Source organism: Streptomyces sp. NBC_00075 (genome assembly GCF_045041225.1).
Classification (GTDB): domain Bacteria; phylum Actinomycetota; class Actinomycetes; order Streptomycetales; family Streptomycetaceae; genus Streptomyces; species Streptomyces adonidis.
Window position 1 is genome coordinate 7,968,784 of the sequence record NZ_CP108243.1, and the last position, 26,196, is coordinate 7,994,979.

The following is a 26,196-nucleotide window of genomic DNA, read 5'->3' on the forward strand; positions in this document are numbered from 1 at the left end:
GTGGAGTCTGTTCGACTGCGTCGTGTTTTGTGAAGGGGCGTTGTCCGGAACGTTATGCAGGCGTTTCGAACCGCTTGAGGGCGCCCGGCAGCCGCGAGCCGAGCGGCGCCATGTCGCCGTCCGCCCCGTGCCGCGCGAGCAGGTCCAGAGCGAGCCGGCCGCGCCGCACCCGTTCCTTGGCCGTGGACAGCGTCAGGTCGCGCATGTGGTTCCCGTAGGGGTAGATCCCCGGCGCCTTCGACAGTCCGAACTTGAGGTAGAGCGGTGCGCCGCGTCTGATCAGCTCGGCGACCTCGTACATCCGCACATAGCCGCCGAGGTCGTCCGGCGCCTCGATGTACATGTCCATCGGAGCGGCCGACACCCGCCGGATCTCGGTGAGATGATCGAGCGTCAGATCGCTGGGCACGTTGATCGAGTCGCCGCCGAGGTTCTCGTACACGGCGTACGCGGTCGGGTTCACCGGACCGATCAGCGCCGACACCTTGAGCGTCGTGTCGGCCGGGATGATTCCGCCAACTCGCGCCCGGTGCAGGGTCCACAGCACGCCCTCGTCGGCGACGAGCAGGCACTTGACGCCCAACTCCGTTGCCCTGATGGCGTCTTCGACGCACCCGGCGACCGCGTCATGGCCCCGGGCGCGCAGCCCGCCGCCCTTGGAGTCGGTACGGGTGGAGCCGCCGATGTCCCAGGTGCCGCGCGGACCGGTGAACAGGCACAGCTCGATGTCACGCTCGGCGGTCGCCTCCACCATCTCGGTGATCTCGGCGTCGGTGAGCATCCAGACACCGCTGCCCTGGCTGACCCGGTGGATCGGCACATCGAGCCGCGAGGATTCCTTGAGGACGACGCCGAGCGCCTCGGGCCCCTCCACGGAGGGCACCTCGGTGCGCCAGCGACCGCCGCCGGGAAAGGCGTGCGGGGAGGCGTCGGAGGGGTGGAGTGCGGGCACGTCCAGGCCGAGCGCGGCGAGCGCCTGCTCTCCGGGGCGGCGGGCTGCGGAGGCGGTGGTGTCGGTCACAATCTGTCCTTCAGGTTCGGCAGGTTCGGTATTTCGGACGAGGTTCGCGGCTCTGGGTGCACAAGGCTTTGGATGTACGCCGGTACGGGGTCGTCAGGTACCCCGTACCGGCGTACGGCTCAGGGGTGTGTCATGGCCGCAGAAGGACCTTGCCCACGGTCGGGTCACCGGACCCCACCAACTCGATGGCCTGCGGGAACTCCTCCAGCGGCAGCTCGTGCGTGACCAGCGGCAGCGGATCGAGGAGCCCGGCCCCGAAGACCCGCACCGTGTGCGCCCACGCGTCCGGCGCGGCACCGAACACGGTGTGCACCTCCAGCTGCCGTACGACGAGATCCGTCGGGTCGAGCCCGTCCGCACCCGGCGCCGGAATGCCCGTGAGCACCAGCCGGCCACCGCGCCGCAGCAGGGCGGCGGCGGTACGCGCCGCGTCCGCGGACCCGGCGGTCTCGATGACGACGTCGAAGTCGTCGGGGAGTTCCTGGTCCTTCGTACGGAAGTCCGTGGCCCCGAACCGCTTCGACAGCTCGGCCCGGTCCGGACGTGTCCCCACGACCAGCAGCTCGGACGGCGAACCCGCCTTCAGGAACTGCACGGCGAACATCCCGAGCGTCCCGGTGCCCACCACGGCGACCCGCTCACCCGGAACGGCGTTCGCCTTGAGCGCGGCGGCCGCGATGCACGCGGCCGGCTCGAGGAGCGCCGCCGCCGTCAGATCCGCGTCCTCCGGCAGCACGTGCAGCAGCCGCGCGGGCAGCGTCAGCGTGGTCGCCATCGCACCGGGCTCGGTGAACCCGGTCTCCTCGTACCCGGCGCTGCACAACGTTGTCTCGCCCGCGTGACAGCGGTCGCACACCTGGCAGTTGCGGAAGCCTTCGCCAACCACCTTGCGGCCCACGAGAGTTGCCGGAACCCCGGCTCCGACCGCCGCCACCGTCCCGGACCACTCGTGGCCGGGGATCAGCGGGTAACGGACGTACCCCTCGGGCCTGTTGCCCTGGTAGACCTCGCGGTCGCTGCCGCAGATCCCGGCCGCGTGGACCCGTACGAGGGCCTCGCCGGCCTCCGGCTGCCGAGGCTCGTGCGGCACCAGACGGTGCTCGCCCGGAGCCTCGATCACCACGGCGCTGCTCACTCGGTCCCCTTGGGCTTGCGCTGCTCCCAGCCCTCGGCCCACAGGTCGAAGCGGGCCTGCTGCTGCGGGAACTCCGCCGCCGCGTCCACGTCCAGCTCGACCCCGAGGCCGGGCTTGTCGGAGAGGTGGAAGTAGCCGTCGACGACCTCCGGGGCACCCGAGACGACCTTCTTGATCTCCGCGTCCGCGAAGTCGTTGAAGTGTTCGAGGATCTTGAAGTTCGGGGAGGTGAACCCGACCTGGAGCGAGGCGGCCGTCAGCACCGGCCCGCCCACGTTGTGCGGCGCGACCAGCACGTAGTGCGTCTCGGCGGTCGCGGCCAGCTTGCGGGTCTCCCAGATGCCGCCGATATGACCGACGTCCGGCTGGATGATGTCCACGGCCTGGCTCTCGAACAGCTCCCGGAACTCGATCCGGTCGTGGATCCGCTCACCCGTGGCCACCGGGATGTCGACCTTCGCGGCGACCTTCTCCAGCGCCTTCAGGTTCTCCGGCGGGCACGGCTCCTCCAGCCACGCGGGCTTGAAGGGCGCCAGGTCCTTGGCGAGACGGACGGCGGTGGCGGGGGAGAAGCGGCCGTGCATCTCCAGCATCAGCTCGGAGTCCGGCCCGATCGCGTCGCGCACGGCCTCGATCAGGGAGACGGCGTACATGCTCTGCTCGTGGTCCAGCTCGAAGTGGCCGGTCCCGAAGGGGTCGATCTTGAGCGCCTTGTACCCGCGCTCCATGACGCCCTGCGCCGCCTTGTGGTACGCCTCGGGCGTGCGCTCCGTGGTGTACCAGCCGTTGGCGTACGCCTTGACCTTGTCGGTGACCTTGCCGCCGAGGAGCTGCCACACCGGTACGCCCAGGGCCTTGCCCTTGATGTCCCAGCAGGCCATCTCGATCACGGCGATGCCGGACATCACGATCTCGCCGGCCCGGCCGTAGTCGCCGTACTTCATGCGCTTGACCAGATCCTCGACAGCGAACGGGTCGGAGCCGAGAATGTGGTTGGTCTTCGCCTCGTGCAGATAGCCGAGCAGCGCGTCGGTGTGGCCCAGCATGCGGGTCTCGCCGACGCCGGTGAGTCCCTCGTCGGTGTGCACCTGGACGTAGGTCAGGTTCCGCCACGGCGTCCCGACCACGTGCGTGCTGATTCCCGTGATGCGCACGGTACTCCCTAAGTCCTTTGGTCTGTTCGAGATATCGTCACTTGTTCGAAATGCTGTCGCGACAGTAAGGACGCATTGGCCGGGGTGTCAATGGGTCGAACGCACATCACTTCGCCGTGTCGTGGACGGCCGTCACCGGCGCCCACATCGCCGCGCCGCACCCCTCCTGCCCGCCGCATGCTGCGTTATCCAACCGTGACGCCTTCCTGATGCAGCCCTCTTGACCGGCATGAATTGTTAGCGCTCACAATGACCTCCGCGTTCACCAGTTGTCGCCCGACGGCATCCAAGGAGGTCCGAGAGTCATGTCGGCAGTGCCCCAAATGGCCTTCCCGCCCGGTGCCTTGGGGCAATCCGGAGCCCCGGCGTGAAGTCGGCGGCGCGGAAACGACCGCCCGCACCACAGGACTTATCCGCAGACGATCGCCAGGGAGGTGCCGTGGGCAACCCGCAGAGCAACGCGCAGCTCCGGCCGCCCACCATGGCCGACGTGGCACGCCAGGCCGGCGTGTCCCACCAGACCGTGTCCCGCGTCCTCGGGGATCACCCCAACGTACGGATCGAGACCCGGGCCAAGGTGCTGCACGCCATCGAGGAGATGGGCTACCGCCGCAACTCCTCCGCCCGGGCCCTGGCGACCCGGCGCACCCTGACCCTGGGTGTGGTCGCCTCCAACACCACGCTCTACGGACCGGCCAGCACGCTCTTCGCGCTGGAGGACGCCGCGCGTGCCGAGGGATATCTCGTCTCGACGGTCAGCCTGCGCGAACTGACGGTCGAGACACTGTCCGAGGCCCTGGACCGGCTCAGCGAAGGCGGGGTGGAGGGGGTGATCGCCCTCGCCCCCCAGCGCTCGGCGGTCGAGGCCCTCACCGAACTCCGCCACCCCTTCCCGGTGGTGGCCGTCGGAACCGGGTCCGGCGTGGAGATCCCCAGCGTCAACGTCGACCAGCGACTCGGCGCCCGGCTGGCCACCGGCCATCTGCTCGCCATGGGCCACCGCACGGTCTGGCATCTCGCCGGTCCCGAGGACTGGCAGGAGGCCGCGGACCGGGCCGACGGCTGGCGGACGACCCTCGAAGCGGCAGGGGTGGAACCGCCCTCGCCGCTGCGCGGGGACTGGAGCCCGCTGTCGGGCTACCGGGCAGGCCAGGAACTGGCGGGCTGGGTGGGCCGCGGGCTGACCGCGGTCTTCGTGGCCAACGACCAGATGGCCCTGGGGGTGCTGCGGGCCCTGCGCGAGGCGGGCGTGCGCACACCCCAGGACGTGGCGGTGGTCGGCTTCGACGACATCCCGGAATCGGAGTTCTTCGCCCCGCCCCTCACCACCGTCCGGCAGGACTTCTCGGCGGTGGGCTCGCGCTCCATCGCCCTGCTGCTGGACCTCATCGAGGGCCGGACGCCCTCAGGGACGTCCCAGGTCGCCATCGAACCCCAACTCCTCGTTCGCGCCAGTACGTTCCCGTACAACCCCTAGCACCGACCCGATCGTCCCCACGACAGCAACGCGGTCGATATCTCGAACAATGATCGACAGGCTGGACGCAGTGTGTGCGTCGGCTCTTCAAAGGAGAAGAACATGCTCAACAGACGGAACTTCCTCACTGCGGCGGTCGGCGTGGCGGCGGCGACGGGCCTGGCGGCCTGCGCCAAGGAGGACGACAGTTCCTCTGGCTCCACCTCCGGTGGCAGCAAGGCACTCGTCCTCGGCTTCTCCCAGGTCGGCTCCGAGAGCGGCTGGCGCAGCGCCAACACCGACTCGGTGAAGGAGGCGGCCAAGACGGCGGGCTACACCCTCAAGTTCTCCGACGCGCAGCAGAAGCAGGAGAACCAGATCTCCGCGATCCGCAGCTACATCACCCAGGGCGTCGACGTCATCGCCTTCTCCCCGGTGGTCGTCACCGGCTGGGACGCGGTGCTCAAGGAGGCCAAGGCCAAGAAGATCCCGGTGGTCCTCACCGACCGCTCCGTCGAGACCTCCGACGAGTCCCTGTACGTCACCCTGGTCGGCTCCGACTTCACGGACGAGGGCCGCCGCGCCGCCAAGATCCTGGAGAAGGTCCTGGCGAAGGCCGGCAAGACGGGCGCCGTGAAGATCGCCCAGCTGGAGGGCACCACCGGTGCCGCCCCCGCGATCGAGCGCGCCAAGGGCTTCAAGGAGGTCATGGACGCCGACCACGCCGACGACTGGAAGATCGTCGTCAGCCAGACCGGCGACTTCACCCGGGCCGGCGGCAAGCAGGTCATGGCCGCCTTCCTTCAGTCCAACCCGGACATCGACGTGCTGTTCGCGCACAACGACGACATGGGCATCGGCGCCATCCAGGCCATCGAGGCGGCCGGCAAGAAGCCCGGCAAGGACATCCTGATCGTCACGGTCGACGGCGTGAAGGACGGCTTCATCGCGATGTCCGAGGGCAAGATCAACGCCATCGTCGAGTGCAACCCGCTGCTCGGCCCCCAGCTGATGGAGGTCGTCCAGAAGGTCAAGAACGGCGAGACGGTCGAGCGCTGGATCAAGACCAAGGAGGGCGACTTCATGCAGGACCAGGCAGCGGCCGCGCTCCCCACCCGCAAGTACTGACCCACCGCACGCATCGGCAGGGAGCCCCCCACCACGAGCCGGGGGCTCCCTGCGGGCCTGAACGCGATTCACGATTCGACGCGATTCACGATTTACGCGATTCAAGATTCAAGAGGAGCGCTGCCATGGCAGAGCCGCGGCCCGTCCTGGAGATGACGGGCATAGTCAAGGAGTTTCCGGGGGTACGGGCTCTGTCGGGTGTCGACTTCCGGCTCTTCCCCGGCGAGATCCACGCCCTGATGGGCGAGAACGGAGCCGGCAAGTCCACCCTCATCAAGGTGCTGACCGGCGTCTACCCGCTGGACGGCGGCAGGATCACCCTCGACGGGCAACCCGTCCGCTTCGACAGCCCGTTGCAGGCGCAGCAGGCCGGCATCAGCACCGTCTACCAGGAGGTGAACCTCTGCCCCAACCTCTCGGTGGCGGAGAACATCTTCATCGGACGTGAACCCACCCGCTACGGCCGCATCCAGTGGAGCCGTATGCGCAAGGAGGCCGCGGAGCTGGTCGACCGGCTCGGCCTCGACATCGACGTCACCGCGCCCCTGTCCTCGTACCCCCTGGCCGTGCAGCAACTGGTCGCGATCGTACGGTCGGTGGGCACCGGGGACAGCGACGGCGCCGGAGCCGGCACCAAGGTGCTGGTCCTCGACGAGCCGACGTCCAGCCTCGACCGCGACGAGGTCCTCGAACTCTTCCGCCTGATGCGGCAGTTGAGGGACGAGGGGGTCGCGATCCTGTTCGTCTCGCACTTCCTCGACCAGATCTACGAGATCTGCGACCGTATGACGGTCCTGCGCAACGGCACCCTCGTGGGCGAGCACATGGTCAGCGAACTCGACCAGGTCGGACTGATCCAGCTGATGATCGGCAAGGCGATGGACCAGCTGGAGGGGCTCCACGAGCACCAGCTGCACGCCGACGTCGGCGAGACCCTGGTCGAGGCGGACGGCCTCGGCCGGACGGGCGGCATCGCCCCCTTCGACCTGGAGATCAAGAAGGGCGAAGTCCTGGGCCTGGCAGGCCTGCTGGGCTCCGGCCGCACCGAACTCGCCCGGCTGCTCTTCGGCGCCGACCAGCCCGACAGCGGCAAGGTCAGCATCGACGGCAAGCAGGTCTCGATGAGCGCCCCGAACGACGCGATCGGCGCGGGCGTCGCCTTCTGCTCGGAGAACCGCAAGACGGAGGGTCTGGTCCCCGACCTGACGGTCCGGGAGAACATCATCCTCGCCCTCCAGGCGGCCCGCGGCTGGACCCGGCCCATCCCGGCCGCCCAACGCGACGAACTGGTCGCCAAGTACATCAAGGCGCTGGACATCCGCCCCGCCAACCCGGAGGCCCGGGTAGGCCAGTTGAGCGGCGGCAACCAGCAAAAGGTGCTGCTCGCCCGCTGGTTGATCACCCAGCCGAAGCTGCTGATCCTGGACGAGCCGACGCGCGGTATCGACGTCGGCGCGAAGGCGGAGATCCAGAAGCTCGTGGTCTCGCTCTCCGAGGAAGGCATGTCCGTGCTGTACATCGCGGCCGAGTTGGAGGAGGTGCTCCGGCTCAGCCACACCATCGGCGTGCTGCGCGACCGCAAGCTGGTCGCCCGCATCGCCAACGGGCCCGAGATCACCCCCACCCGGATCCTGGAGACCATCGCGAGCGGAGAGCACCAGTGACCACCACTCCCCGTTGGCGGACGCTGACCCAGCATCACCTGTTCTGGCCGGTGGCCGTGCTGGTCGTCCTGCTGCTGATCAACGTTCCCTTCACCCCCGACTTCTTCTCGATCAAGATGACGGACGGCCACCTCTACGGCAGCCTCGTCTCGATCGTGCTGTTCGGCTCACCGCTCATCCTGGTGGCGGTCGGCATGACCCTGGTCATCGCGACGGGAGGCATCGACCTCTCCGTAGGCGCGGTCGTCGCCATCACCGGCGCCCTGACCTGCTCGTACATCAGCGACCAGTCCGACCAGGATGCCCTGTCAGGAGTCTTCCTGGCGATGGGTATCGGCCTGGTGGCGGCAGTGGTCTGCGGCCTATGGAACGGCTTCCTGGTCGCCAGGATGGGCATCCAGCCCATCATCGCGACCCTCATCATCATGGTCGCGGGCCGAGGCGTGGCCCAGCTGATCACCGACGGCCAGATCATCACCATCAACAGCGAGCCGTACAAGCTGATCGGCGGCGGCTACTGGCTGACCCTGCCCTTCTCCATCTTCGTGGTCGCGGCGGTCGTAGCCGTCACGGTGGCCCTGACCCGCAAGACGGCCCTAGGCCTGCTGGTCGAGTCGGTCGGCGGCAACGCCGAGGCCAGCCGCCTGGTCGGCATCAGGTCCCGTCGTATCAAGATCATGTGCTACGTGTTCTGCGCGCTGTGCGCCGGTATCGCGGGCCTGATGATCAGCTCCAACACCTCGGCGGCGGACGGCAACAACGCCGGCCTGTGGATCGAGCTGGACGCGATCCTGGCGGTCGTCATCGGCGGCACGTCGCTCCTGGGCGGCCGGTTCTCGATCGGCGGCACGGTGGTGGGAGCCCTGGTCATCCAGACCCTCACGACCACGATCTACACCATCGGCGTACCGACCCAGACCAACCTGGTCTTCAAGGCCGCCGTCGTCATCGTCGTCTGCCTGCTCCAGTCGCCGAAGTTCCGCGCGAAGGTCTTCGGCAACAGGTTCGGCCCCGGGAAGTTCGGCTCCGGGAAGGGCGCGAAGGGCGGCAGCGGCACCTCGGACGCAGCCGCCCCGGCGGACGCCGCCCCGACGACGACCACGGCAGCCCCCAAGATGGAGGTGTCGTGATGAGCACGACCACCCAGACCCCCAAGATCCAGGACAGCCGTCCCGGGACGTCCAAGGCCGCGCGCCTGCTGGGCGACCGGCGCCTGCCCGTCGTAGTGACGGCCACGCTCTTCCTCGTGATGTACATCGTGGGCCTGAGCCGCTACCAGAACTACGGCTTCGGCGAACCGCAGGTGTTCCTCAACCTGTTCATCGACAACGGCTACCTGCTGGTGGCCGCGGTCGGCGCGACCTTCGTGATCCTCTCCGGCGGCATCGACCTCTCGGTCGGCTCGGTGATCGGCTTCACGACGATGCTCACGGCCTGGCTGGTGGAGAAGCAGGGCCTGCCGATCCTCGTCGTCATCCCCATCGCACTGGGCGTAGGAGCCTTCGGCGGCTTCCTGATGGGCTATGTGATCCACAACTTCGAGATCCAGCCCTTCATCGTGACCCTCGCCGGACTCTTCCTCTTCCGGGGCCTGTGCCTGGTCATCAGCAAGGAGTCGATCGCCATCGACGACTCGTCGGTGAGCAGCATGGCGCAGGCGCAGGCCCAACTGGGCGTGGGCTTCCTGTCGATCGGCGCGATAGTCGCGTTGGTCGTCCTTGCGGCGGCCTTCTACATCCTCCACTACACCCGCTTCGGCCGGCGCGTGTACGCCATCGGCGGCAACGAGCAGTCGGCGATGCTGATGGGCCTTCCGCAGGGCGGCACGAAGATCGCGGTCTACACGGTGAGCGGCTTCTGCTCGGCGCTGGCGGGCCTGCTCTTCACGCTCTACATCCAGTCCGGCGACCCCCTGCACGCGACGGGCATGGAACTGGACGCCATCGCGGCGGTCGTCATCGGCGGCACACTGCTGACGGGCGGCTCGGGCTATGTCATCGGCACCCTGTTCGGCGTCCTGGTCCTGGGCCTGATCAAGAGCATCATCCAGTTCGAGGGGACGCTCAGCTCCTGGTGGACGAAGATCGCGACGGGCGTACTGCTCTGCGCGTTCATCCTGATCCAGCGAGCCATGACGGCACGTGGGAAACCCTGAGCCGGGGGACACCCTGTGCGGGCTCGGGGCCGGTCCGGCCCCGAGCCCGTCGACCTGTCAGAAGATGGCGTGGAATGGTCGGGCTTGACCCGAGCCGATCAAACCTGAAACGCCGCTTCCCCACGGAAACTTCACAGTCACCCCTAGGAACGCGCCCTACGGGGAACTTATTCTTCCCGCGTCATGGACTTCTGCCACCAGTGCCAACGGCACCTCAACGGCGCACTCGCCTGCCCGGGGTGCGGCTCATCGACAGCGCCCCTCCACACGCACGTGGAGGAGACCGACGCACGCCCGGAAGAGGGCGGTGCCGATGAGGTACGGCGTCCTGGGCGGGCGGAGACCCGGAGGGCGGGCCGCGGACGCGGCCGTGCTGTAGCAGAGGCCGAGGCGGCGGACCCCGACGAGTACGACGACGAGGACGAGGCCGCCGACCAGCCGGCCGGCAGCCGACGCGACCGCAAGGCCGCGGCGCACCGACGGCGCCGGAAGCGGACGCTGCTCGTCGCCGCGGGGTTCGTCCTCGCGGCGGGCGGACTGAGCCTCGCGGAACTGGGCATAGACGCACCCGGATCCAACCCGAAGCCCGCGGCGGCGGGCAGCGAGTCGGCGGACGGCTCGGCGACGACGGAGGACGGCGACACGGCGGAGCCCCTGTCCGACGAGTCGTCGTCGGCGGACGACGACGCATCCGACTCGGCGTCCCCGTCGGGGTCGCCATCCCCCTCGGCATCGGAAAGCTCGGGCTCCCCGTCCCCGACGGCCTCCCCGAGCAGAAGCAAGGACGCCCAGTCGGCCCCGGTCGGCTCGGCCCCGACCCCGACAAGGGACGACTCCTCGACCCCGACGGACTCGACGACCCCGACATCGGACCCGACCACGGCGGACCCGACCCCGGAACCGTCCCCTTCGGAGACGTGCGAGCAGTTCCTGTGGTGGTGCACCTAGGGCACCGGCCTGGACAGGCCCTGAGCGGACCCGGTGAAGTCGACCGCGGTTCGGCGACGCCGCCGAGGGGCGCGGGGCTGTGTTGAATTTGCGGCTACCGCCGCGTGGGCGCGACCAGCCACGACGGCGCCGCAGCCGAAGGACAACCCGTCCCGGCGCATCCAGCGGAGCGCTCAGCCCTGAACCCCGGCCAGGACCCGGTCCGTCGACGGGGCGTCGGGCGTGAGGTAGCGGGAGTACCAGCGGCGTTCCTCCGGCGAGCTGACGCTGCGGCTGCCGGTGGAGTCGAAGCGGACGTAGCGCGAGCGGACGGTGGCATGCTCCCCGCGATCCGAACGGATGCGGGTGACGAGCGACAGACTGGCCCGTCCGACCTTCTCGGTCTGCAAGGACATCTCGACCTCGTCGAGTGTCCAGGGCAGCGGTGCGGTGAAGCTGGCCTGGACGTTGGCGGTTCCCCAGTAGGTCTGGATGCCGAGTTCGTCCCGAAGGGCCCACACCCATTCGATCGCGGCGTCCTCCGCGTACTGGATGATCGACAGGTTGTGCACGTTGCCGTAGATGTCCGCATCGCTCATCCGGATGCGTCGCCGGGTCGTGAACGTGTCCATGAGTGTCCTGATCCAAAAGGGGTTTGTCCGCGGGGGAACATGACTGGGCCGTGCGGGCGGCATCGTAGGCACCCGCCGGGCCGGCTCCCGAGATCGGGCACGAGAAGCCTTTGGCGATCTTGTCTATCAGAGCGCGCCGATGCCCATGCCCCGTTTCACGCCCTGGAGTTGCACATCCACCGGGAAGGATGAACCTCCGCTCGGACGCATCACTGCACCTGCGCGAGCCCTCGGGCGGCCGTGGGCACGGTGAGCGACGCGACGCCCCATTCCGTGGTGCGCACCACGCCACCGGTGCGACGGAGAATACGGAGCATCGCGGCGTTGTCCGACAGGACGTCCGCGTGCACACAGGGCACGTCGGCGTGCTGTGCCCGGCGCAACAGGCGATCGGTCAGCGCTGTTCCCAGCCCCTGTCGCTGCCAGGCGTCCTCGACCAGCACCGCCAGGTGCACCTCCTGACCACCCTGGTCCGCCGGACCACGGGCCAGTGTCGCCATGGCGACGGTGTGCCCCGAGTCGGACCGGGTGAGCAGAGTGTGGCTGCGGCGGGGATCGAGGAGCTGCTCCAGCACGCTCTTGGGGAGCCGGCGGAACGGGGACAGATACCGCTGGTGGAGCGAGCGCGGCGAGCAGCGGGTGTGCAGTTCCTGGACGGGGCGGCCGTCCTCCGGGGCGGCCGTCCGGATCTGCCAGAGTCGTCCGGCCGCCGCGAGCGGAGTGTCGGGGGCGGGCGGCAACCAGGGATCTTCCAGGCGCTGTCGGCTCATCCCCGTGTCGTACCGCCTGCTTCGCGAACGCGGTGGGCGGCGCGCCGGATCGTCACTCGTGCGAGGTTCCGGCAGAAGAATCCGAAGCGGTCATGGTCGTGGCGCCAAGCCTGACAGAGAAGGAGCTTGGCGCCACGACCGCGGACACCGGGACGGGAAGAACCGGCACCGCGTCTGGGGGGCTACTTGGCCTTGGCCTTGTAGCCCGTCACCTTGGCGATCCACGTGATGAAGTCCGCCGCGTCGTCGTTCGCCCCGTGCCCCGAGTCCCAGTACATCAGCGCGTTCACGTCGTCGCCCAACTGCTCAAGGCTCGCTGCCAGGTTGCCCACCACCGACAGCGACGTGTCGCTGTCCTTCGTGCCGACCCGGATCCACCAGTGCTTCGCCCGCGAAGGATTCCGCTTCGCGATGAACGGCATCGGGTTCATCAGCGTCAGCTTCTCGGGCAGGTCGCTCGCCGGCCGTGCACTGCCGCTGCCCTCGTGCCGCAGGCTGTACAGGGTGAAGTGGCGGGCCTGAGTCGTCCCCGTGCCGAACAGGTTGTTCTCCCCGGCGGACAGATCGAACGCGTCGAACGCCGGTGTGTCCTTCTTCCGCGCCCCCACATGCGTCAGGAAGTCCGCCCAGGTGAACGTCGCCTTCCCGCCGGCCCACGTGATGAAGGTGTTCGCCGCGAGGTACGTCGAACGCGCCGACTCCGAAAGGGAGTCGAGGTACTTGGTCGCGGCCGGCTGGAGGTAGGTCTCCAGCAGGTAGTCGTCCAGGTTGCGTGCCGTCAGCGCCCCGAAACCGCGCGCCCGGAGCTTCAGCGACGCCTGGTACTCCGTGAACGCCGTGCTGAGGTCCTTCGACACCGTCTGGTCCACCAGCGAGCCCGAACTCAGCTTGTTGGCGCCCCAGTTCCACTCGTACGCCATGTCCGCGTGTTCGAGGTCGGTGATCGGGCACCAGTCACCACTGGCGAAGATCGCGTCGCTCGCGTCGGCCGCGCCCAGCTCCGTCAGGTACTCGGCGTACAGCGGGCTGTCGCCCGACGCGCCGAGCAGTGCGGACAGGGCGCCGCCTGCACTCGTACCGGAGGAGACGATCCGGTCGGTGTCACCCGGGATGCGGCCCTTGTTGAAGCGGACGTAGCGGACGGCGGCCTTGAGGTCCACGATCGCCGCCGGCGCCGTGCCGTAGTACGTGCCGGACGAGTCGACCAGCGTACGTCCGCGCGCGCCGGGCTCCACGACCACGTACCCCGCCGCCAGCCCCAGCTCGGCGTTGCTCACCATCTCGCCCTGCTGATCCACCTGGGCGTTGCCGCCGGACGCGACTTCCCCAGAGGCGGAAGCCGATGCCGACGGAGCCGCACCACCCGGTACCCCCGTCATCCCCCCGCCCCCGATCCCCGTGGCGTCCGCCACCGACGACGGCAAGTACCCGCCCACCGAGTTGGCGAACAGGATGGGCGCGCGCGTCGCGTCCACCGCCGTACCGTCGATCTCGACCGGGACGCTGACGTTCAGGCTCTGGTACTTCTCGTCGACCGGGTTCGTGACGTACGTGATCGCCTTGTAGAAGTGGTACGTCACCGACCTGTCGCCGGCGTCCGTGGTGATCGTCGTGGTCAGCTCGGTGTACGCGTCCTTGTCGAAGACGAGCGCGCCGGACGAGGACGCCGAGGACGCAGAACCGGCCATGGCCTCGTTGTTCACGAACGTGGCGATGGCGGGGACGGCCACTGCCGCGCCCAGTCCTCCGATTGCGGTCCTGCGCTTCACGATGTCTCCTCGGTCCGAGAGGGGGTGTCTGCGCATGCGAACGTAATTTGGTGGCGGCAAAATCGTCAACAATTTCGTTGAACTCATCGCCGACGCACAGCGGGCCCTTATGAGCCGGACATCCGTGCCCTACGCCTACGCCTCCGCCATCCGTACCAACAGCCCCCGCAACAGCACCCGCTCCTCGTCCGACAGCCCCGCCAGCGGCTCCCGGGCGAAGTTCAGGGACTCGCGCAGGCTCCGTGCGACCCGGACCCCCTCCTCCGTGCACGCGGCCAGCTTCACCCGGCGGTCCGAGGGGTCGGGGCGGCGCTCGACCAGGGCCCGGGACTCCAGCCGGTCCACGATCCCGGTGACGTTCGACGGCTCGCAGCGCAGCTTCCGGGCCAGTTGCCGCATCGGCAGCGGGCCCAGGGAGAGCAGGCTCAGCAGACGGGCCTGGGCTCCGGTGAGGGAGTGCTGCGTGGCCGCCTCCTCGTACTCCTGGTGGTAGCGGGCCACGACCGCGCCGATGAGGTCGACGACTTCAAGGGTCAGGGGGTCGGGGCGGCGAGTCTTCTCCGGTGTGGCCATGCTCTCCAGGCTACCCCTTTACTTGACACCCTGAAATATTCAGGAGCATTATTGTTTCACGTACTGAAGCATCTGAGTATCTGAAGCATCTGAGCCGCACCGGAAGGCCCCCTCATGTCCGACAGCTCCGCCCCCGCCCCGCTCCCCACCGTCAACCGCGAATGGCACCTCCTCAGCCGTCCGGTCGGCCGGCCCAAGACCGAGGACTTCGCCCTGGTCGAGGCCGCGGTCCCGCAGCCCCGCGAGGGCCAGGTGCTGGTGCGGAACCTGTACGCCTCCGTGGACCCGTACATGCGCGGCCGGATGAGCGACGCCAAGTCCTACGTCGCCCCCTTCGAGCTGGGCAAGGTCATGCAGGGCGGTGCGGTCGGCGAGGTGATCGCCTCCAACGCCGAGGGTCTCTCCGTCGGTGACCACGTCCTGCACTTCCTGGGCTGGCGCGAGTACGCGGCCGTGAACGCGAAGGACGCCGTCAAGGTCGACCCCGAGGCCGCGCCGCTGTCCACGTACCTCGGCGTGCTCGGCATGACCGGCCTCACCGCCTACGCGGGCCTCCTGCGCACCGCCTCCTTCAAGGAGGGCGACACGGTGTTCGTGTCCGGCGCCGCCGGTGCCGTGGGCGGCCAGGTCGGACAGATCGCCAAGCTCAAGGGCGCCGCCCGGGTCATCGGCTCCGCCGGATCGGACGACAAGGTCAAGCTGCTGGTGGAGGAGTACGGCTTCGACGCCGCCTTCAACTACAAGGACGGGTCGGTCAGCGAGCAGCTTCGCAAGGCGGCCCCCGACGGCATCGACGTGTACTTCGACAACGTGGGCGGCGACCACCTGGAGGCGGCCATCGGCTCCCTCAACCTGCGCGGCCGGATCGCCATCTGCGGCATGATCTCCGTCTACAACAACACGGAGCCCGCCCCCGGCCCGAAGAACCTCGCCCGTCTCATCGCGACCCGTGGCCGCATCGAGGGCCTCCTCGTGGGCGACCACTACGACCTCCAGCCGCAGTTCGTCCAGGAGGTCGGCGCCTGGGTCCGCTCCGGTGAACTCAAGTACCGCGAGACGGTCGTCGAGGGCATCGACAACAACCTGGAGGCGTTCTTCGGGGTGCTGCGCGGCGACAACACTGGAAAGATGATCGTCAAGTACTGAACCGACCTTCGTACGGCGGTAGTTGTCGAGTACGACCGAGGCCGCACCCCTGGACGTGGGGTGCGGCCTCTTCCGTGGAGGTGGAACCGGTACGTGGGTCAGTCGCGCAGCGCCGCCGAGTGCACCGCCCGTACGAACCGCTCGTTCTCCGGTGCCGCTCCGCCCGGGAAGGCGAACCGGCGGCGGGTGTAGCCGTAGGCCAGGCCGCTGTGCGGGTCGGCGAAGGCCTGGGAGCCGCCCGCGCCGCTGTGGCCGATCGTGTTGGCACCCAGGAACGGGTAGGCCACGTCCGCGGTCTTCTGGAAGCCCAGGCCGAACGATTTGTGGGCCCGGGCTACCAGGTCGTAGCCGGTCGAGTGGAACTGGCCGAACTCCGCGACCGTGTCCGGCTTCAGCAGCGGCGCGTGCTCCCCGACCTCACTGATCGCCGCCGCGTACAGCCCGGCCAGCCCCCGAGCCGACGCCACCCCGCCGACCGACGCGGGACCCTTGGCTCGGACCACCCGCTGGTTGGGCAGCGATTCGAGGTCGGTGGGCTCGGCCCCGTGGCGGTTGAAGGCGATCGACGCGAGCGTGTGCGGTCCGGAAGGGAGCGAGTCCAGCAACTCCCGCTCCTCCGGGGTCGGTTGCATGGGCTGGACGGTACGGAAGCGGGGTTCCAGCGCCTCCGGCAGGCCCAGATAGAAGTCGAGGCCGTAAGGGACGCGCACCCGCTCCTCGTGGACCTGCTGGAGCGTACGGCCGGTTGCCCGCCGGACGATCTCGCCGGTCAACGCGCCGATGACGAAGGCGTGGTAGCCGAACGCCGTCCCCGGGCGCCAGAACGGGCGCTGGTCCGCGAGGCGTTCGGCGATCACCCGGTCGCAGGCCAGCTCCTCCAGGGTGAACCCGGAGTCGGCGCCGACCAGGCCGGCCCGGTGCGCGAGCAGGTCGCGCAGGGTCAGCGTCGACTTGTCCTCGGCGGCGAACTCCGGCCAGTAGTAGGTGACTTTGCGATTCAGCTCCAGGGTGCCCTCCTGGACCAGCACGGCGACCACGAGATGGGCGGCGCCCTTCGTGGACGAGTACACGCCGTAGAGGTCGTCCGGTCCGGTGTCCGGGCCGGCCCACAGGTCGACGACCCGCCTGCCGTGCACATACGCGCACAACTGGCCCTCGTAGTCGGGCAGTTCACCGGCGACGAAGGTCGCGAACTCCTCCCGCACCGCCTCGAACCCGTCGCCGACAGTGCCGTGGATCTCCTGCGTCATCCGCTCTCCTCACCTATGCAGCTGTGCCGTGCGGGGCGCCACTGTGAACAACGCCCGTGCGACCTGCGCGAACTCCCCCTTGGGATGATCCCGGAAGAGCGGCTCCGTACCGAACAGTACGGCTCCCGGGCCACTGACCACGGACGGCCGTCCGGCTGCGGCCGTGGGCCCGCCCGAGCCGTCCGCCAGTGCCCGCCAGTGCCCGGAGACGAGTGGGTTGCCGCTCGCGTACGACTGCTCGACCCGGACCGCGGGACCGAGATCGGTGAACCAGACGGGCGCGTACACAAAGCCGTGGCCGGGTGCACCGGCAGTCACCGGCCCCGAATTCACCACCCGTACAACGCCGTTGGCGTCCCCGTTCCCCTCGACCGCCTTGGCCGCGAGCACCCCGGCGGCGGAGTTCAGCGCGGCCCCGGTGGCACCCCGGCCGACGAGCCCCCGCGAGTCCAGGAAGGCGTCCAGCGCCGTACGGGCGGCCGTGTTCAGCCCCTCGTACTCCACTCCCTGCGACACGAACAGCACATCCACCCCCGACCAGTCGAAACCGGCGTTGAGGACGTCCGTCGACACCGGCGTCACCTCGAAGTTCATCTCCCGCAGCGCGAACAACTCCCCGGGCGTGACGGCAGCCGCGACCCGCGTGCGACGCAGGGCAGTGGTGCCGGTCACCTTCGTCGCGTCGAAGGCCACGTCGTAGGTACGGGCCACCGCGCCCGCCTTCTTGCGCGCCGAGGCCGGGACGATCGCACTGCCGTCCGCCGCCAGCCGTACCGAAACCCCGTCCCGCAGAAGGGAGTTGAGGGCGGCGATCTCGCGCGGATCGTCGAGCCGCAGCCGCAGATCGCCGTACGGAGCGACATACCCGACCCGCGTGGCGGCGTTCACAGCCCGCACGGGCAAGCCCAACAGGCTGCCGCTGCCCACCGGTTGGACGGTCGCGCCCCACAACCGGCCCAGGCTCCAGCCCGAGATGTCGTACATCACCGACACCTTGTCGCTGATGTCCCGCCCGTCGGCGAGCAGCACATTGGCGAGCCCGCGCTTCGGCTGGCGCATGTCGACGACGTACGAGCCCTTCGCGTACGTCCGTCCGCCGAGCCGGAAGGCGTGGGTCGCGCGGGTCACCTTGACGTCGTTGGCGAGCAGGTGGTCGACCAGCCGGGCGGCGGCGGGCGCGGAGCGCTGGGCCGAGGCGCCCGCCGGGATGACGTACGCCCGGGGGAAGGTGGTCGTGTAGACGTCCTCGGGCCCGATCCCCGGAACCCCCGGGACGGTCTCGGCCGACACCGGCACCTGCGCGGCCCCGGCCGCCCCGCGCCGGAAGACCTCGATCTGGTCGGCGACGAGCGAAGTCCGGTGATCCTGGACGTAGTCGAGGGTCGCGTCGATGGCAGCCCCCGCCACGGCGACATTGATCGCGGAACGGCGCCGCAACTCATCCACCGGGAGAGTGTCGTAGGCGCGGTTGTTGACCGTCAGCGGGATCTCGACGGTGTGCGCGGCGACCGTGCCATGGAAGGCCGCGTACTGCGGGGTGAAGATCGGCGGCCAGTCGTCCCAGCCCTCCTCCTGGTCCCTGAACGGGATCTGGGCGGCCTCGACGCCGTCCTTCTGCGGGGTGTAGCCGAGGCCGTTGACGGCGGCCTCCATCCCGAGCGCGTTGGCGTAGGTGTTCTTCAGGAAGAGGTCGTACTCGTAGTTCTCGCCGTGCGGGGGAGTGGTCGGCTCGATGAGCGTGCCGTTGACGTATCCGTGCAGGTCGAGCATGACCGTCGGCTGCTTGTCGATCTCGATCTGCCGCATCGCCCGCCCCTCGGGCTGCGAGGACGTGACGAAGTCCCGGTTCAGATCGAACCCGTTGGCGTTGGCCCGGGTGCCGGCGATCCGGCCGTCCGGGTTGGCGGTGATGTTGAAGTAGAGCCGGGAGTGGGCGAGCAGGTCCTTCGTCCTGGCGTCGGTGGCGGTCGCGAGCCGCTCGATCAGCTTCAGGGAGGCGTCGGTGCCCTCCCACTCGTTGCCGTGGATGTTGTTGTTGACGAAGACGGGCGCCTTGTAACTCCGTTTGATCGCCTGGCTCTTGGCGGCGACCGCGGGCGCGTTCTCGATCAGCTCACGCATGCCCTCCTGGGCGCGCGTCTGGGCCGCGCTCTCCGGCGCGGTCACCGTGACGAGGTAGAGGCGGTGCCCGCCCGCCGACCGGCCCGCGACCTCGACGCTCACCCGGTCGCCCAGCCGCTGCAAGGCGTTCAGCTTCGGCGCGATGGCGTGGTACGGGACCAGGCCCAGCTTGATGGACTTGTCGGCCGGGTTCTCCGGATCGAGGGACAGGGTCTGTTCACGTGGGTAGCCGCGGCCGGTGCCGGTGAGGGCGGTGACGGGGCTGGTGAGGGCGCGGGTGGCGGCGCCGGCCGGGGCGGTGGCGGCGCGTTCACCGGCCACGGACCGCTCACTCGTGGCCCCCTCCCGGGTCACGGGCTTGCGGTCGGCGGTGGCGATGTGGGGGGTGAGCAACAGCGAGCCTGCCGTGGTGACGGCGAGGGCGGCGAGCAGAACAGGGCTCGGCGGAACGGGTCTTGTGCGACGCACGCGTACGTCCTCCATTGCTTCCTGTGTCCTGTGCTTCCTGAGATCGGTACGGCGAGATGTACCTCCTCGACTCAACGCCAACAAGAGGGCCCCCGCGCCACGGATGCCCCGGATGGCGCATGCCGGAGGGGCCGGAAGGGGCATCCTGAGTGCGAGAGACGAGACGAGGAGAGCCGGCCGATGGCAACGATTCCTTCGCTCCCCAGCAGGGAGGACGTACTGCGCATGGCCCGCAGTACGACCGACATCACCGGCCAACTCCTCGACACGGCGGGGAACATCACCAAGATCGCCGTCAACACCCTCGACCCGAGAGACGGTTCGGGCGCGGAGGCCCTGCGCGTCCTGCGCAAGACCACCGCCGACCTGGCCGAGGCGAGCGCGTCACCGCAGGCCCAGGAGGCCTTCTACCGCATCGTCGACACCCTCACCCGCCTCGGCACGACCGGCGCCCCGCTGGCCGTGCACCCCGTGAGCGAGCCCGCGCAGGCCCTGCTGACCGCCCTCGGCGACAGCCTGCTGCCGGTCCTGGACGCGGTGGAACCGGCCGTGGAGGAGGTGGCGGAGGCGCTCGGCGAGTTCGTCGACGCGCTGTCCCCACTGCTGCCCGCGGCGGCGGGTCTGACCGCCGGAGTCCTGCTCGCCCTGACCCCGCTGATCCGCGCGGCGGCGGAGGTCCTGCGCGACGGCACCCCCGAACTCCGTCGCATCGCCGACGCGTTGACGTCCTCGCTGGCACCCCTGATGCCCCTCCAGGTCGCCCTGGCGGAACGCGCGGCGGCAGCCGGAGCGGGCGTCGTCCGCGCGACCCTGTCTCCCCTCGCCGACCTCACGGAAGCGGCGGCGGCCTCGACGAAGGCGGCCCGGCCGGTACTGATCGCGGGGGAGGAGCTACTGGTCGCGAGTCTGGAACAACTCCAGCCCCTTCTGCTCGCCACGGCCTCCCGCACGGGCCGCGTGGCGAGGGCGGCGGCGGTACGGGTGTCGGCCGCGGTGTCACCGAGGGCGGACGGCCCCCTGGTGGTGGCCACTTCCGCCTAGCCGCACCTACAACCCCACGTTTCGCCCCGGATAGAGTTCCCCCATGAGCGATCTTGCAACGGGTTTCCGCTACCTCCTGAAGGGCCAGCGCTGGGTCGCCCAACACGGCAAGCAGTACGGCTTCGGGCTGCTGCCCGGCCTCCTCACCCTCGTCCTCTACCTCGCCGCCCTGGTCGCTCTCGGCCTCTACGGCACCGACCTCACCACCTGGGCCACCCCCTTCGCCGACGACTGGTCGAGCCCCTGGCTCGGACTCTTCCGCGGCTTCCTCACCGTCCTCCTCTTCGCCCTGGCCCTGCTCCTCTCGGTCCTGACCTTCACCGCGATGACGCTGCTCATCGGCCAGCCCTTCTACGAGAACCTCTCCGAGAAGGTCGACCGTGACGTGTCCCCCGACGGCACGGCCCCCGAGTCGGGCCTGCCGCTGTACAGGGAGCTGTGGATCTCGGCCCGCGACAGCCTCCGGGTCCTCGTACGGGCCCTGTGCTGGGCGCTGCTCGTTTTCGCCCTCGGCTTCGTTCCGTTCCTGGGGCAGACGGTCGTCCCCGTGATCGGCTTCATGGTCACCGGTTTCTTCCTCACCGAGGAGCTGGCCGGTGTCGCCCTTCAGCGACGCCGGGTCGAACTCCGGGACCGGCTCGCCCTGTTGCGCTCCCGCAGGCTGCTGGTGTGGGGCTTCGGCACACCGCTCGCGCTGGCCTTCGTGGTGCCGTTCGTGGCCGTCTTCCTGATGCCGGGCGCGGTCGCGGGCGCCACGATGATGGCCCGCGACCTGCTCGGCGAGGAGACGGTCGGTCAGGATCCGTCGGAGGAAGCGGCAGCCTGACCGGACGAGTCGACAGCGACCGTCAGGATCGACCGCACCTGCGCGATGATGTCCAGCCGGTTCTGCACGAACTCGGCATCGGTGACCGCCCCCGTCGCCGGGTCGGTGTTGCCCGTCCCGAATTGCAGCACCGGCGTGTGCACATGCCCGCCGGGAAGCGTGCCGCCCAGACCGAGCCGGTCGCGCAACAGGGTCGCCCGGTAGGCGATCTCGTTGGAGAGATAGTTCCCGCCGCCCCCGGCCCGTGCCGTCGACCCGGCGGTGGGCCCGTCCGCCCGCACGACGGGAACGGTGCCGCCCGCCGGTATCTCGGTCACGGCGGTGTTGTCGTACACGGGGAACCGCCCGGTGCTCGCGGCCACGATCGCCTTGTACGGCAAGGTCGTCGACGTCCACTGGGGCTGCGAGGCCGGGTCGTCGACCGGGACCGTCTCCGTCCGGCCGATGTTCTCGTTGTCGCCGAAACCACCCCGCCAGGCCCCGTTGGTCCGCTCCACGTCGAACCGCCCGACCCGCCCCTGACTCACGGTCGTGAACAGATCGACCTTCGGCAGGACCGGCCGGAGTGTCCGCTCCACCGTCCCGTCGGCGAAGTCCTGCCAGCGCACCGGGAACACGGCGGTCTCGATCCTGGCCGGCCCCTCCGCCGTCTGGATCACCGTGCCGTCGAGGGCGAGCGCGGTGGCCCCGGACGGGTTGGAGATCCGCACGTCACGGTCGAGCGTGAACGGATCGAACCCGGTCACCAGAACCCGCTTCAACGCCCCACCGCACGGATACCGGATCGACGTCTGCCCGCGCGAGTTCCGCTCCAACTCACCCAGCAGAGCCGCACGTTGTTCGGTGCTCACCTCGAACGACGGCTCCCACAGTCGCAGTTCGCGGATCATCGCGAGCCGCGCCCAGTACAGCGGCCGGTCGTCGTCCCGGCTCAGATCGCCTCCGGCAGGCCCGCGCCCCTGCGCCCGGTCGACGGCCCGCTGCCACAACGCCGACGCCTGCCGTACGACGAGCCCGCGGGCCTGCGCGTACGAGCGCGCGTCGCCGAGCGCCCGCGCGAGCTTCGGCGCCACCGAGTCGAACCCGGAACGCCGGAGGATCTCCTGCGGCGCGGCCTTGTCGAGCCGCTGCTCCTCGACGGTGGGCGCGGCCGGGGCTTCGGCGGCCGAGGCGGTGGCGGGCGCCGAGAGGCCCGCCAGCAGTGCGAGTCCGAGTACGCCGATCCGAACACGTAGGGAATTCAAGGGAGTTCAGGCCTTTCCGTCGCCGTGGGGGAGGACACAACCGTGGGGTGCTGCCGGACGGGCGCAGTATCGCGTGACGGAAGTGGTCTACGCCATAGTGTGAGGCGGAGTGCGGGGCGGGGAGACGTCCATGGACTTCGACGAGGAGGCGCCCACGTGACGGACACATCGCAGGTACCGCAGGCATCGGGGGACAGGGCCCGGGAGGCGGCCGTCGAGGCGGCTCTCGGCAGGCTCGACCTGGACGCCAAGGCCCGGCTCCTGTCCGGGCAGGACAGCTGGTCGCTGCCCGGACTCCCCGAGATCGGGCTGAGGTCCCTCGTCATGTCCGACGGCCCGATCGGTGTCCGCGGCACCCGCTGGACCGCCGACGACCCCTCCGTCGCCCTGCCCTCCCCGACCGCCCTCGCCGCCACCTGGGACCCCGAACTGGCCCGCAGGGCAGGCGTGCTGCTGGCCCAGGAGGCCCGCCGCAAGGGCGTCCACGTCCTCCTCGCGCCCACCGTCAACCTGCACCGCTCCCCGCTGGGCGGCCGGCACTTCGAGGCGTACAGCGAGGACCCGTATCTCACCGGGCGGATCGGAGCCGGCTATGTGAACGGCGTCCAGTCCGGCGGCGTCGGCACCACCGTCAAGCACTTCGTGGCCAACGACGCCGAGACCGACCGCTTCACCGTCGACAACCTGGTCTCCGAACGCGCCCTGCGCGAGCTGTACCTGGCCCCCTTCGAGGCCATCGTCGAGAACGCCCACCCCTGGGGCATCATGACCGCCTACAACACGGTCAACGGCACGACGATGAGCGAGCACCGCTACCTCGTCAACGAGGTCCTGCGCGGCGAATGGGGCTTCGACGGCTACAACGTCTCCGACTGGACGGCAGCCCGCTCCACCACCGGCGCCATCGACGGCGGCCTCGACGTCGCCATGCCCGGCCCGAGGACGGTGTACGGTGCCCCGCTCGCCAAGGCCGTACGGGACGGAGCCGTCGCCGAGACCACCCTCGACGCAGCCGTCCGCAACGTCCTGCGCCTCGCCGCCCGCGTCGGCGTCCTGGAGGGCGCCGAACCCGCCGTCACCGACCTCCCGGCGACCGTCGACGGCAGTGCCCTGGCCCGGGAGATCGCCCACCGCTCCTTCGTCCTCGTCCGCAACGAGGGCTACGCCCTGCCACTGCCCGCCGGACACACCGTCGCCCTCAGCGGAGCCGCCGCCCGCGACGCCCGCGTCCTCGGCGGCGGCTCCGCCACCGTCTTCCCGGCCCGGATCGTCTCCCCGCTCGACGGCCTCACCGCCGCGCTCCCCGAAGGCGCCCTGAGTTACTCCGTCGGCGCCGACCCCAACACCGAACTCGCCGTCGCCGACAAGGGGTTCACCCTGCGAGCAGTCTGCCGCGACGCGGCCGGCACGGTCATCGGCACCGGTTCCGCGCCCAACGGCCAGATCAACTGGATGGGTTCGGACCTCCCCGAGGGCGTCACCCACGACCGACTGCACACCGTCGAACTCACCGGCACCCTCACCCCGCGCCACACCGGCCCGCACACCTTCGGCATCAAGGGTCTCGGCGCCTTCACCCTCACCGTCGACGGCACGACCCACTACGACGACATCCAGACCACCGACAGCGACGACCCGTTCATCGCGTTCTTCGGCGACCCCGTACCCCGGGCCGAGGCCCAACTCACCGCGGACACAGGGGTGGAGGTGTCCCTCACCTACGTAGTCAGCTTCCCCAAGGACACCCCGATGCCGACCGTCGCCTTCAGCCTCTGCCACCAGGAACCCCGCCGCGACCCCGACGAACTGATCGCCGAGGCCGCCGAAGCGGCCCGCACCGCCGACACCGCCGTAGTCGTGGTCGCCACCACCGACCGCGTCGAATCAGAGGGCTTCGACCGCACCGACCTCCGACTCCCCGGCCGCCAGGACGACTTGGTACGCGCCGTCGCCGCCGCCAACCCCCACACCGTCGTGGTCGTCAACTCCGGCTCCCCGGTGGAACTGCCCTGGCGCGACGAGGTCGCCGCCGTACTGCTGACCTGGTTCCCCGGCCAGGAGGGCGGCGCGGCCCTGGCGGACGTCCTCACGGGCATCCGCGAACCCGGCGGCCGGCTCCCCACCACCTGGGGCACGCTGGCCGACGCCCCGGTCACCCAGGTCATCCCGACGAACGGCGAACTCCCGTACACGGAGGGCGTGTTCATCGGCTACCGAGCCTGGGAAAAGGAGGGCAAGGTCCCCTCGTACCCCTTCGGCCACGGCCTCGGCTACACCGACTGGACGTACGAGAGCGCCGAGGCGGAGGGGAGCGGGGCGACCGGGGTGACGGTCACCGTCCGGGTCACCAACTCGGGCACGCGCCCGGGCCGCGAGACCGTCCAGGCGTACCTCGCACCGACGACCCAGGACCCCGACCGCCCGGCCCGCTGGCTCGCCGCCTTCGCCGGGATCGAGGTCGCCCCCGGCGCGACGACCGAGGTGACCCTCGAACTCCCGCGCCGCGCCTTCGAGATCTGGGACGAGTCCGCGAACGCATGGGCCTTTGTGAAAGGTTCGTACGAAATTCAGATCGGTCGCTCGATCACCGACCATCGGCTCACCGCGCCGATTACGGTCTAGCCAAGGGCAGTCCGCCCCACCAGCCGGCCCCGGCCCGGGACCTGACCCCCGGACCGGGGCTCGCCGGCGGCCCGCACACGAACCGCCCGCCCCTCACTCCCGTACGCCGAACCCGTACACGGTCTCCGAGCGGTAGGCGCCGCCAGGCCGCAGCTCCGTGCTCGGGAACTCGGGCCGGTTCGGGGAGTCGGGAAAGTGCTGGGTCTCCAGCGCGATGCCGTGCCCCGGCCCGAACGGCTCGCCCAAGTGGTCGGCGGTGTAGAGCTGAAGCCCGGGCTCGGTCGTCGCCACGGTCACGACACGCCCCGAAGCGGGGTCGTACAACTCGGCGACCTCGACCGCGTCCGCCGTCCGCCCCTTGTCGAGGACGAAGTTGTGGTCGTACCCCGCGCCCACCTTCCGCTCCGTACGGAAGTCGAAGCGGGAGTCCGCCACCGGCTCGACCCCGGTCGGGATCAGATCCGCGTCGACGGGCGTGTACCGCGAGGCGTCGACGCGCAGGGCGTGTCCGCCCGCGCTGCCGGAGGCGGTCCCGGACAGGTTCCAGTACGTATGGTTCGTCAGGTTGATCACCGTCGGCGCGTCCGTGACCGCCTCGTACGCGATCCGCAGCGCCCCGTCCGCGTCCAGCGTGTACGTCGCCGAGACCTCAAGGCGCCCCGGGAACCCCTCCTCGCCGTCCGGGCTCACCCGGGACAGCCGTACCCCGTGCTCGACCGGCTCCGCGTCCCACACCCGCTTGTCGAAGCCGTGGGTGCCGCCGTGCAGGGAGTTGGGCGCGTTGTTCCGCGCCAGTTCGTACGTCCGCCCGTCCAGCGGGAAGGCGCCGCCCGCGATGCGGTTCGCGTACCGGCCCACCAGCGCGCCGAAGTACGGCTCCGGGTGCGCCAGATAACCGGCCACGTCCGGGAACCCCAGCACCACATCTGTCAGCCGCCCGTCCCGGTCCGGGACCTCGGCCGACTGCACGATCCCGCCGTACGTCAGCACACGTACTCGGACCCCGGCCCGCTCCAGGGTCCAGCGGTGGACAGGAGTGCCGTCGGGAAGTGTGCCGAAAAGTTCGTTCATGTGGACCATGCGGAAAACCCTAG

The 26,196-nt window shown here is 69.9% G+C and carries 21 protein-coding genes; 10 read left to right on the forward strand and 11 right to left on the reverse strand.

Annotation, left to right across the window (positions count from 1 at the left end; translation table 11 throughout):
• Positions 1 to 52 precede the first annotated feature (52 nt).
• From OG787_RS34920 to OG787_RS34930, 3 genes are all read right to left on the reverse strand, one after another.
• The gene (locus tag OG787_RS34920) at positions 53 to 1,021 is read right to left on the reverse strand and encodes a hypothetical protein (protein WP_369036735.1); all 969 of its coding nucleotides are present in this window, start codon (positions 1,019 to 1,021) and stop codon (positions 53 to 55) included.
• 130 nt (positions 1,022 to 1,151) lie between these two features.
• Positions 1,152 to 2,156, reverse strand: a complete 1,005-nt coding sequence (locus OG787_RS34925; RefSeq protein WP_369036734.1) for a zinc-binding dehydrogenase — start codon at positions 2,154 to 2,156, stop codon at positions 1,152 to 1,154.
• Positions 2,153 to 3,310 (reverse strand): mandelate racemase/muconate lactonizing enzyme family protein, encoded by a 1,158-nt coding sequence (locus tag OG787_RS34930; RefSeq protein WP_235479423.1) that lies wholly within the window; start codon positions 3,308 to 3,310, stop codon positions 2,153 to 2,155. The genes OG787_RS34925 and OG787_RS34930 overlap by 4 nt, the downstream gene beginning before the upstream one ends.
• A 481-nt stretch (positions 3,311 to 3,791) precedes the next feature.
• Between OG787_RS34930 and OG787_RS34935 the strand changes: the two genes are divergently transcribed.
• The 6 genes from OG787_RS34935 to OG787_RS34960 all read left to right on the forward strand — a co-directional run bounded on the left by OG787_RS34935 (position 3,792) and on the right by OG787_RS34960 (position 10,661).
• Positions 3,792 to 4,787, forward strand: a complete 996-nt coding sequence (locus OG787_RS34935; protein ID WP_369036743.1) for a LacI family DNA-binding transcriptional regulator — start codon at positions 3,792 to 3,794, stop codon at positions 4,785 to 4,787.
• Positions 4,788 to 4,889: 102 nt separating this feature from the next.
• Entirely contained in the window at positions 4,890 to 5,894 is a 1,005-nt protein-coding gene (locus OG787_RS34940; RefSeq protein ID WP_369036733.1) for an ABC transporter substrate-binding protein, read from the forward strand.
• Positions 5,895 to 6,019: 125 nt separating this feature from the next.
• Positions 6,020 to 7,558, forward strand: coding sequence for a sugar ABC transporter ATP-binding protein (locus OG787_RS34945; protein ID WP_369036732.1), 1,539 nt, complete (start codon positions 6,020 to 6,022; stop codon positions 7,556 to 7,558).
• Entirely contained in the window at positions 7,555 to 8,688 is a 1,134-nt protein-coding gene (locus OG787_RS34950) for an ABC transporter permease (protein WP_369036731.1), read from the forward strand. Before OG787_RS34945 ends, OG787_RS34950 begins: the two co-directional genes overlap by 4 nt.
• A complete protein-coding gene (yjfF, locus tag OG787_RS34955) occupies positions 8,688 to 9,713 on the forward strand; it encodes a galactofuranose ABC transporter, permease protein YjfF (RefSeq protein ID WP_405537884.1) in 1,026 nt (341 codons plus the stop codon). Before OG787_RS34950 ends, yjfF begins: the two co-directional genes overlap by 1 nt.
• 183 nt (positions 9,714 to 9,896) lie before the next feature.
• On the forward strand, positions 9,897 to 10,661 hold the full coding sequence (locus OG787_RS34960; protein WP_405537885.1) for a hypothetical protein: 765 nt from the start codon (positions 9,897 to 9,899) through the stop codon (positions 10,659 to 10,661).
• Positions 10,662 to 10,834: 173 nt separating this feature from the next.
• Here the strand turns inward: OG787_RS34960 and OG787_RS34965 are convergent, their stop codons facing one another.
• The 4 genes from OG787_RS34965 to OG787_RS34980 all read right to left on the reverse strand — a co-directional run bounded on the left by OG787_RS34965 (position 10,835) and on the right by OG787_RS34980 (position 14,384).
• Positions 10,835 to 11,272, reverse strand: a complete 438-nt coding sequence (locus OG787_RS34965; RefSeq protein WP_369036728.1) for an acyl-CoA thioesterase — start codon at positions 11,270 to 11,272, stop codon at positions 10,835 to 10,837.
• A 209-nt stretch (positions 11,273 to 11,481) separates the two neighbouring features.
• Entirely contained in the window at positions 11,482 to 12,042 is a 561-nt protein-coding gene (locus tag OG787_RS34970; protein WP_405537887.1) for a GNAT family N-acetyltransferase, read from the reverse strand.
• 182 nt (positions 12,043 to 12,224) lie between these two features.
• Entirely contained in the window at positions 12,225 to 13,811 is a 1,587-nt protein-coding gene (locus OG787_RS34975) for a subtype B tannase (protein ID WP_405537888.1), read from the reverse strand.
• 135 nt (positions 13,812 to 13,946) lie between these two features.
• A complete protein-coding gene (locus OG787_RS34980; protein WP_369036725.1) occupies positions 13,947 to 14,384 on the reverse strand; it encodes a MarR family winged helix-turn-helix transcriptional regulator in 438 nt (145 codons plus the stop codon).
• A gap of 114 nt (positions 14,385 to 14,498) precedes the next feature.
• On the opposite strand from OG787_RS34980, the gene OG787_RS34985 reads away from it, so the two are divergent.
• Entirely contained in the window at positions 14,499 to 15,530 is a 1,032-nt protein-coding gene (locus OG787_RS34985) for an NADP-dependent oxidoreductase (RefSeq protein WP_369036724.1), read from the forward strand.
• A gap of 98 nt (positions 15,531 to 15,628) precedes the next feature.
• Here OG787_RS34985 and OG787_RS34990 read toward each other — a convergent pair whose 3' ends face one another.
• On the reverse strand, positions 15,629 to 16,780 hold the full coding sequence (locus tag OG787_RS34990) for a serine hydrolase domain-containing protein (RefSeq protein ID WP_405537889.1): 1,152 nt from the start codon (positions 16,778 to 16,780) through the stop codon (positions 15,629 to 15,631).
• A 9-nt stretch (positions 16,781 to 16,789) separates the two neighbouring features.
• Positions 16,790 to 19,369 carry a M14 family zinc carboxypeptidase gene (locus OG787_RS34995; protein ID WP_405537890.1) on the reverse strand — a complete coding sequence of 860 codons (2,580 nt, stop codon included), beginning with the start codon at positions 19,367 to 19,369 and terminating at the stop codon, positions 16,790 to 16,792.
• A gap of 180 nt (positions 19,370 to 19,549) precedes the next feature.
• Here OG787_RS34995 and OG787_RS35000 point away from each other — a divergent pair, with 180 nt between their 5' ends.
• Together OG787_RS35000 and OG787_RS35005 are read left to right on the forward strand one after the other, a co-directional pair.
• Positions 19,550 to 20,410: a hypothetical protein gene (locus OG787_RS35000; protein ID WP_369036721.1), complete on the forward strand. Its 861-nt coding sequence runs from the start codon at positions 19,550 to 19,552 to the stop codon at positions 20,408 to 20,410.
• A 43-nt stretch (positions 20,411 to 20,453) separates the two neighbouring features.
• Positions 20,454 to 21,236: an EI24 domain-containing protein gene (locus tag OG787_RS35005; protein ID WP_369036720.1), complete on the forward strand. Its 783-nt coding sequence runs from the start codon at positions 20,454 to 20,456 to the stop codon at positions 21,234 to 21,236.
• On the opposite strand, the gene OG787_RS35010 is transcribed toward OG787_RS35005, so the two are convergent.
• Positions 21,206 to 22,480: a pyroglutamyl peptidase gene (locus OG787_RS35010; RefSeq protein ID WP_405537892.1), complete on the reverse strand. Its 1,275-nt coding sequence runs from the start codon at positions 22,478 to 22,480 to the stop codon at positions 21,206 to 21,208. The genes OG787_RS35005 and OG787_RS35010 overlap by 31 nt on opposite strands.
• Positions 22,481 to 22,636: 156 nt before the next feature.
• Here OG787_RS35010 and OG787_RS35015 point away from each other — a divergent pair, with 156 nt between their 5' ends.
• The gene (locus OG787_RS35015; protein ID WP_405537893.1) at positions 22,637 to 25,102 is read left to right on the forward strand and encodes a beta-glucosidase; all 2,466 of its coding nucleotides are present in this window, start codon (positions 22,637 to 22,639) and stop codon (positions 25,100 to 25,102) included.
• A 93-nt stretch (positions 25,103 to 25,195) separates the two neighbouring features.
• On the opposite strand, the gene OG787_RS35020 is transcribed toward OG787_RS35015, so the two are convergent.
• Entirely contained in the window at positions 25,196 to 26,173 is a 978-nt protein-coding gene (locus tag OG787_RS35020) for an aldose epimerase family protein (RefSeq protein ID WP_369036742.1), read from the reverse strand.
• Between the last annotated feature and the right edge of the window lie 23 nt (positions 26,174 to 26,196).

Excerpts from the sequence above, each read along its gene's own strand:
- OG787_RS34945 (WP_369036732.1), top strand. The coding sequence starts at position 6,020 with ATGGCAGAGCCGCGGCCCGTCCTGGAGATGACGGGCATAGTCAAGGAG.
- OG787_RS34940 (WP_369036733.1), top strand. The coding sequence starts at position 4,890 with ATGCTCAACAGACGGAACTTCCTCACTGCGGCGGTCGGCGTGGCGGCG.
- OG787_RS34960 (WP_405537885.1), top strand. The coding sequence starts at position 9,897 with ATGGACTTCTGCCACCAGTGCCAACGGCACCTCAACGGCGCACTCGCC.
- OG787_RS34985 (WP_369036724.1), top strand. The coding sequence starts at position 14,499 with ATGTCCGACAGCTCCGCCCCCGCCCCGCTCCCCACCGTCAACCGCGAA.
- OG787_RS35005 (WP_369036720.1), top strand. The coding sequence starts at position 20,454 with ATGAGCGATCTTGCAACGGGTTTCCGCTACCTCCTGAAGGGCCAGCGC.
- OG787_RS34935 (WP_369036743.1), top strand. The coding sequence starts at position 3,792 with ATGGCCGACGTGGCACGCCAGGCCGGCGTGTCCCACCAGACCGTGTCC.
- OG787_RS34980 (WP_369036725.1), bottom strand. The coding sequence starts at position 14,384 with ATGGCCACACCGGAGAAGACTCGCCGCCCCGACCCCCTGACCCTTGAA.
- OG787_RS34965 (WP_369036728.1), bottom strand. The coding sequence starts at position 11,272 with ATGGACACGTTCACGACCCGGCGACGCATCCGGATGAGCGATGCGGAC.
- OG787_RS34970 (WP_405537887.1), bottom strand. The coding sequence starts at position 12,042 with ATGAGCCGACAGCGCCTGGAAGATCCCTGGTTGCCGCCCGCCCCCGAC.
- OG787_RS35020 (WP_369036742.1), bottom strand. The coding sequence starts at position 26,173 with ATGAACGAACTTTTCGGCACACTTCCCGACGGCACTCCTGTCCACCGC.
- yjfF (WP_405537884.1), top strand. The coding sequence starts at position 8,688 with ATGAGCACGACCACCCAGACCCCCAAGATCCAGGACAGCCGTCCCGGG.
- OG787_RS34990 (WP_405537889.1), bottom strand. The coding sequence starts at position 16,780 with ATGACGCAGGAGATCCACGGCACTGTCGGCGACGGGTTCGAGGCGGTG.
- OG787_RS35000 (WP_369036721.1), top strand. The coding sequence starts at position 19,550 with ATGGCAACGATTCCTTCGCTCCCCAGCAGGGAGGACGTACTGCGCATG.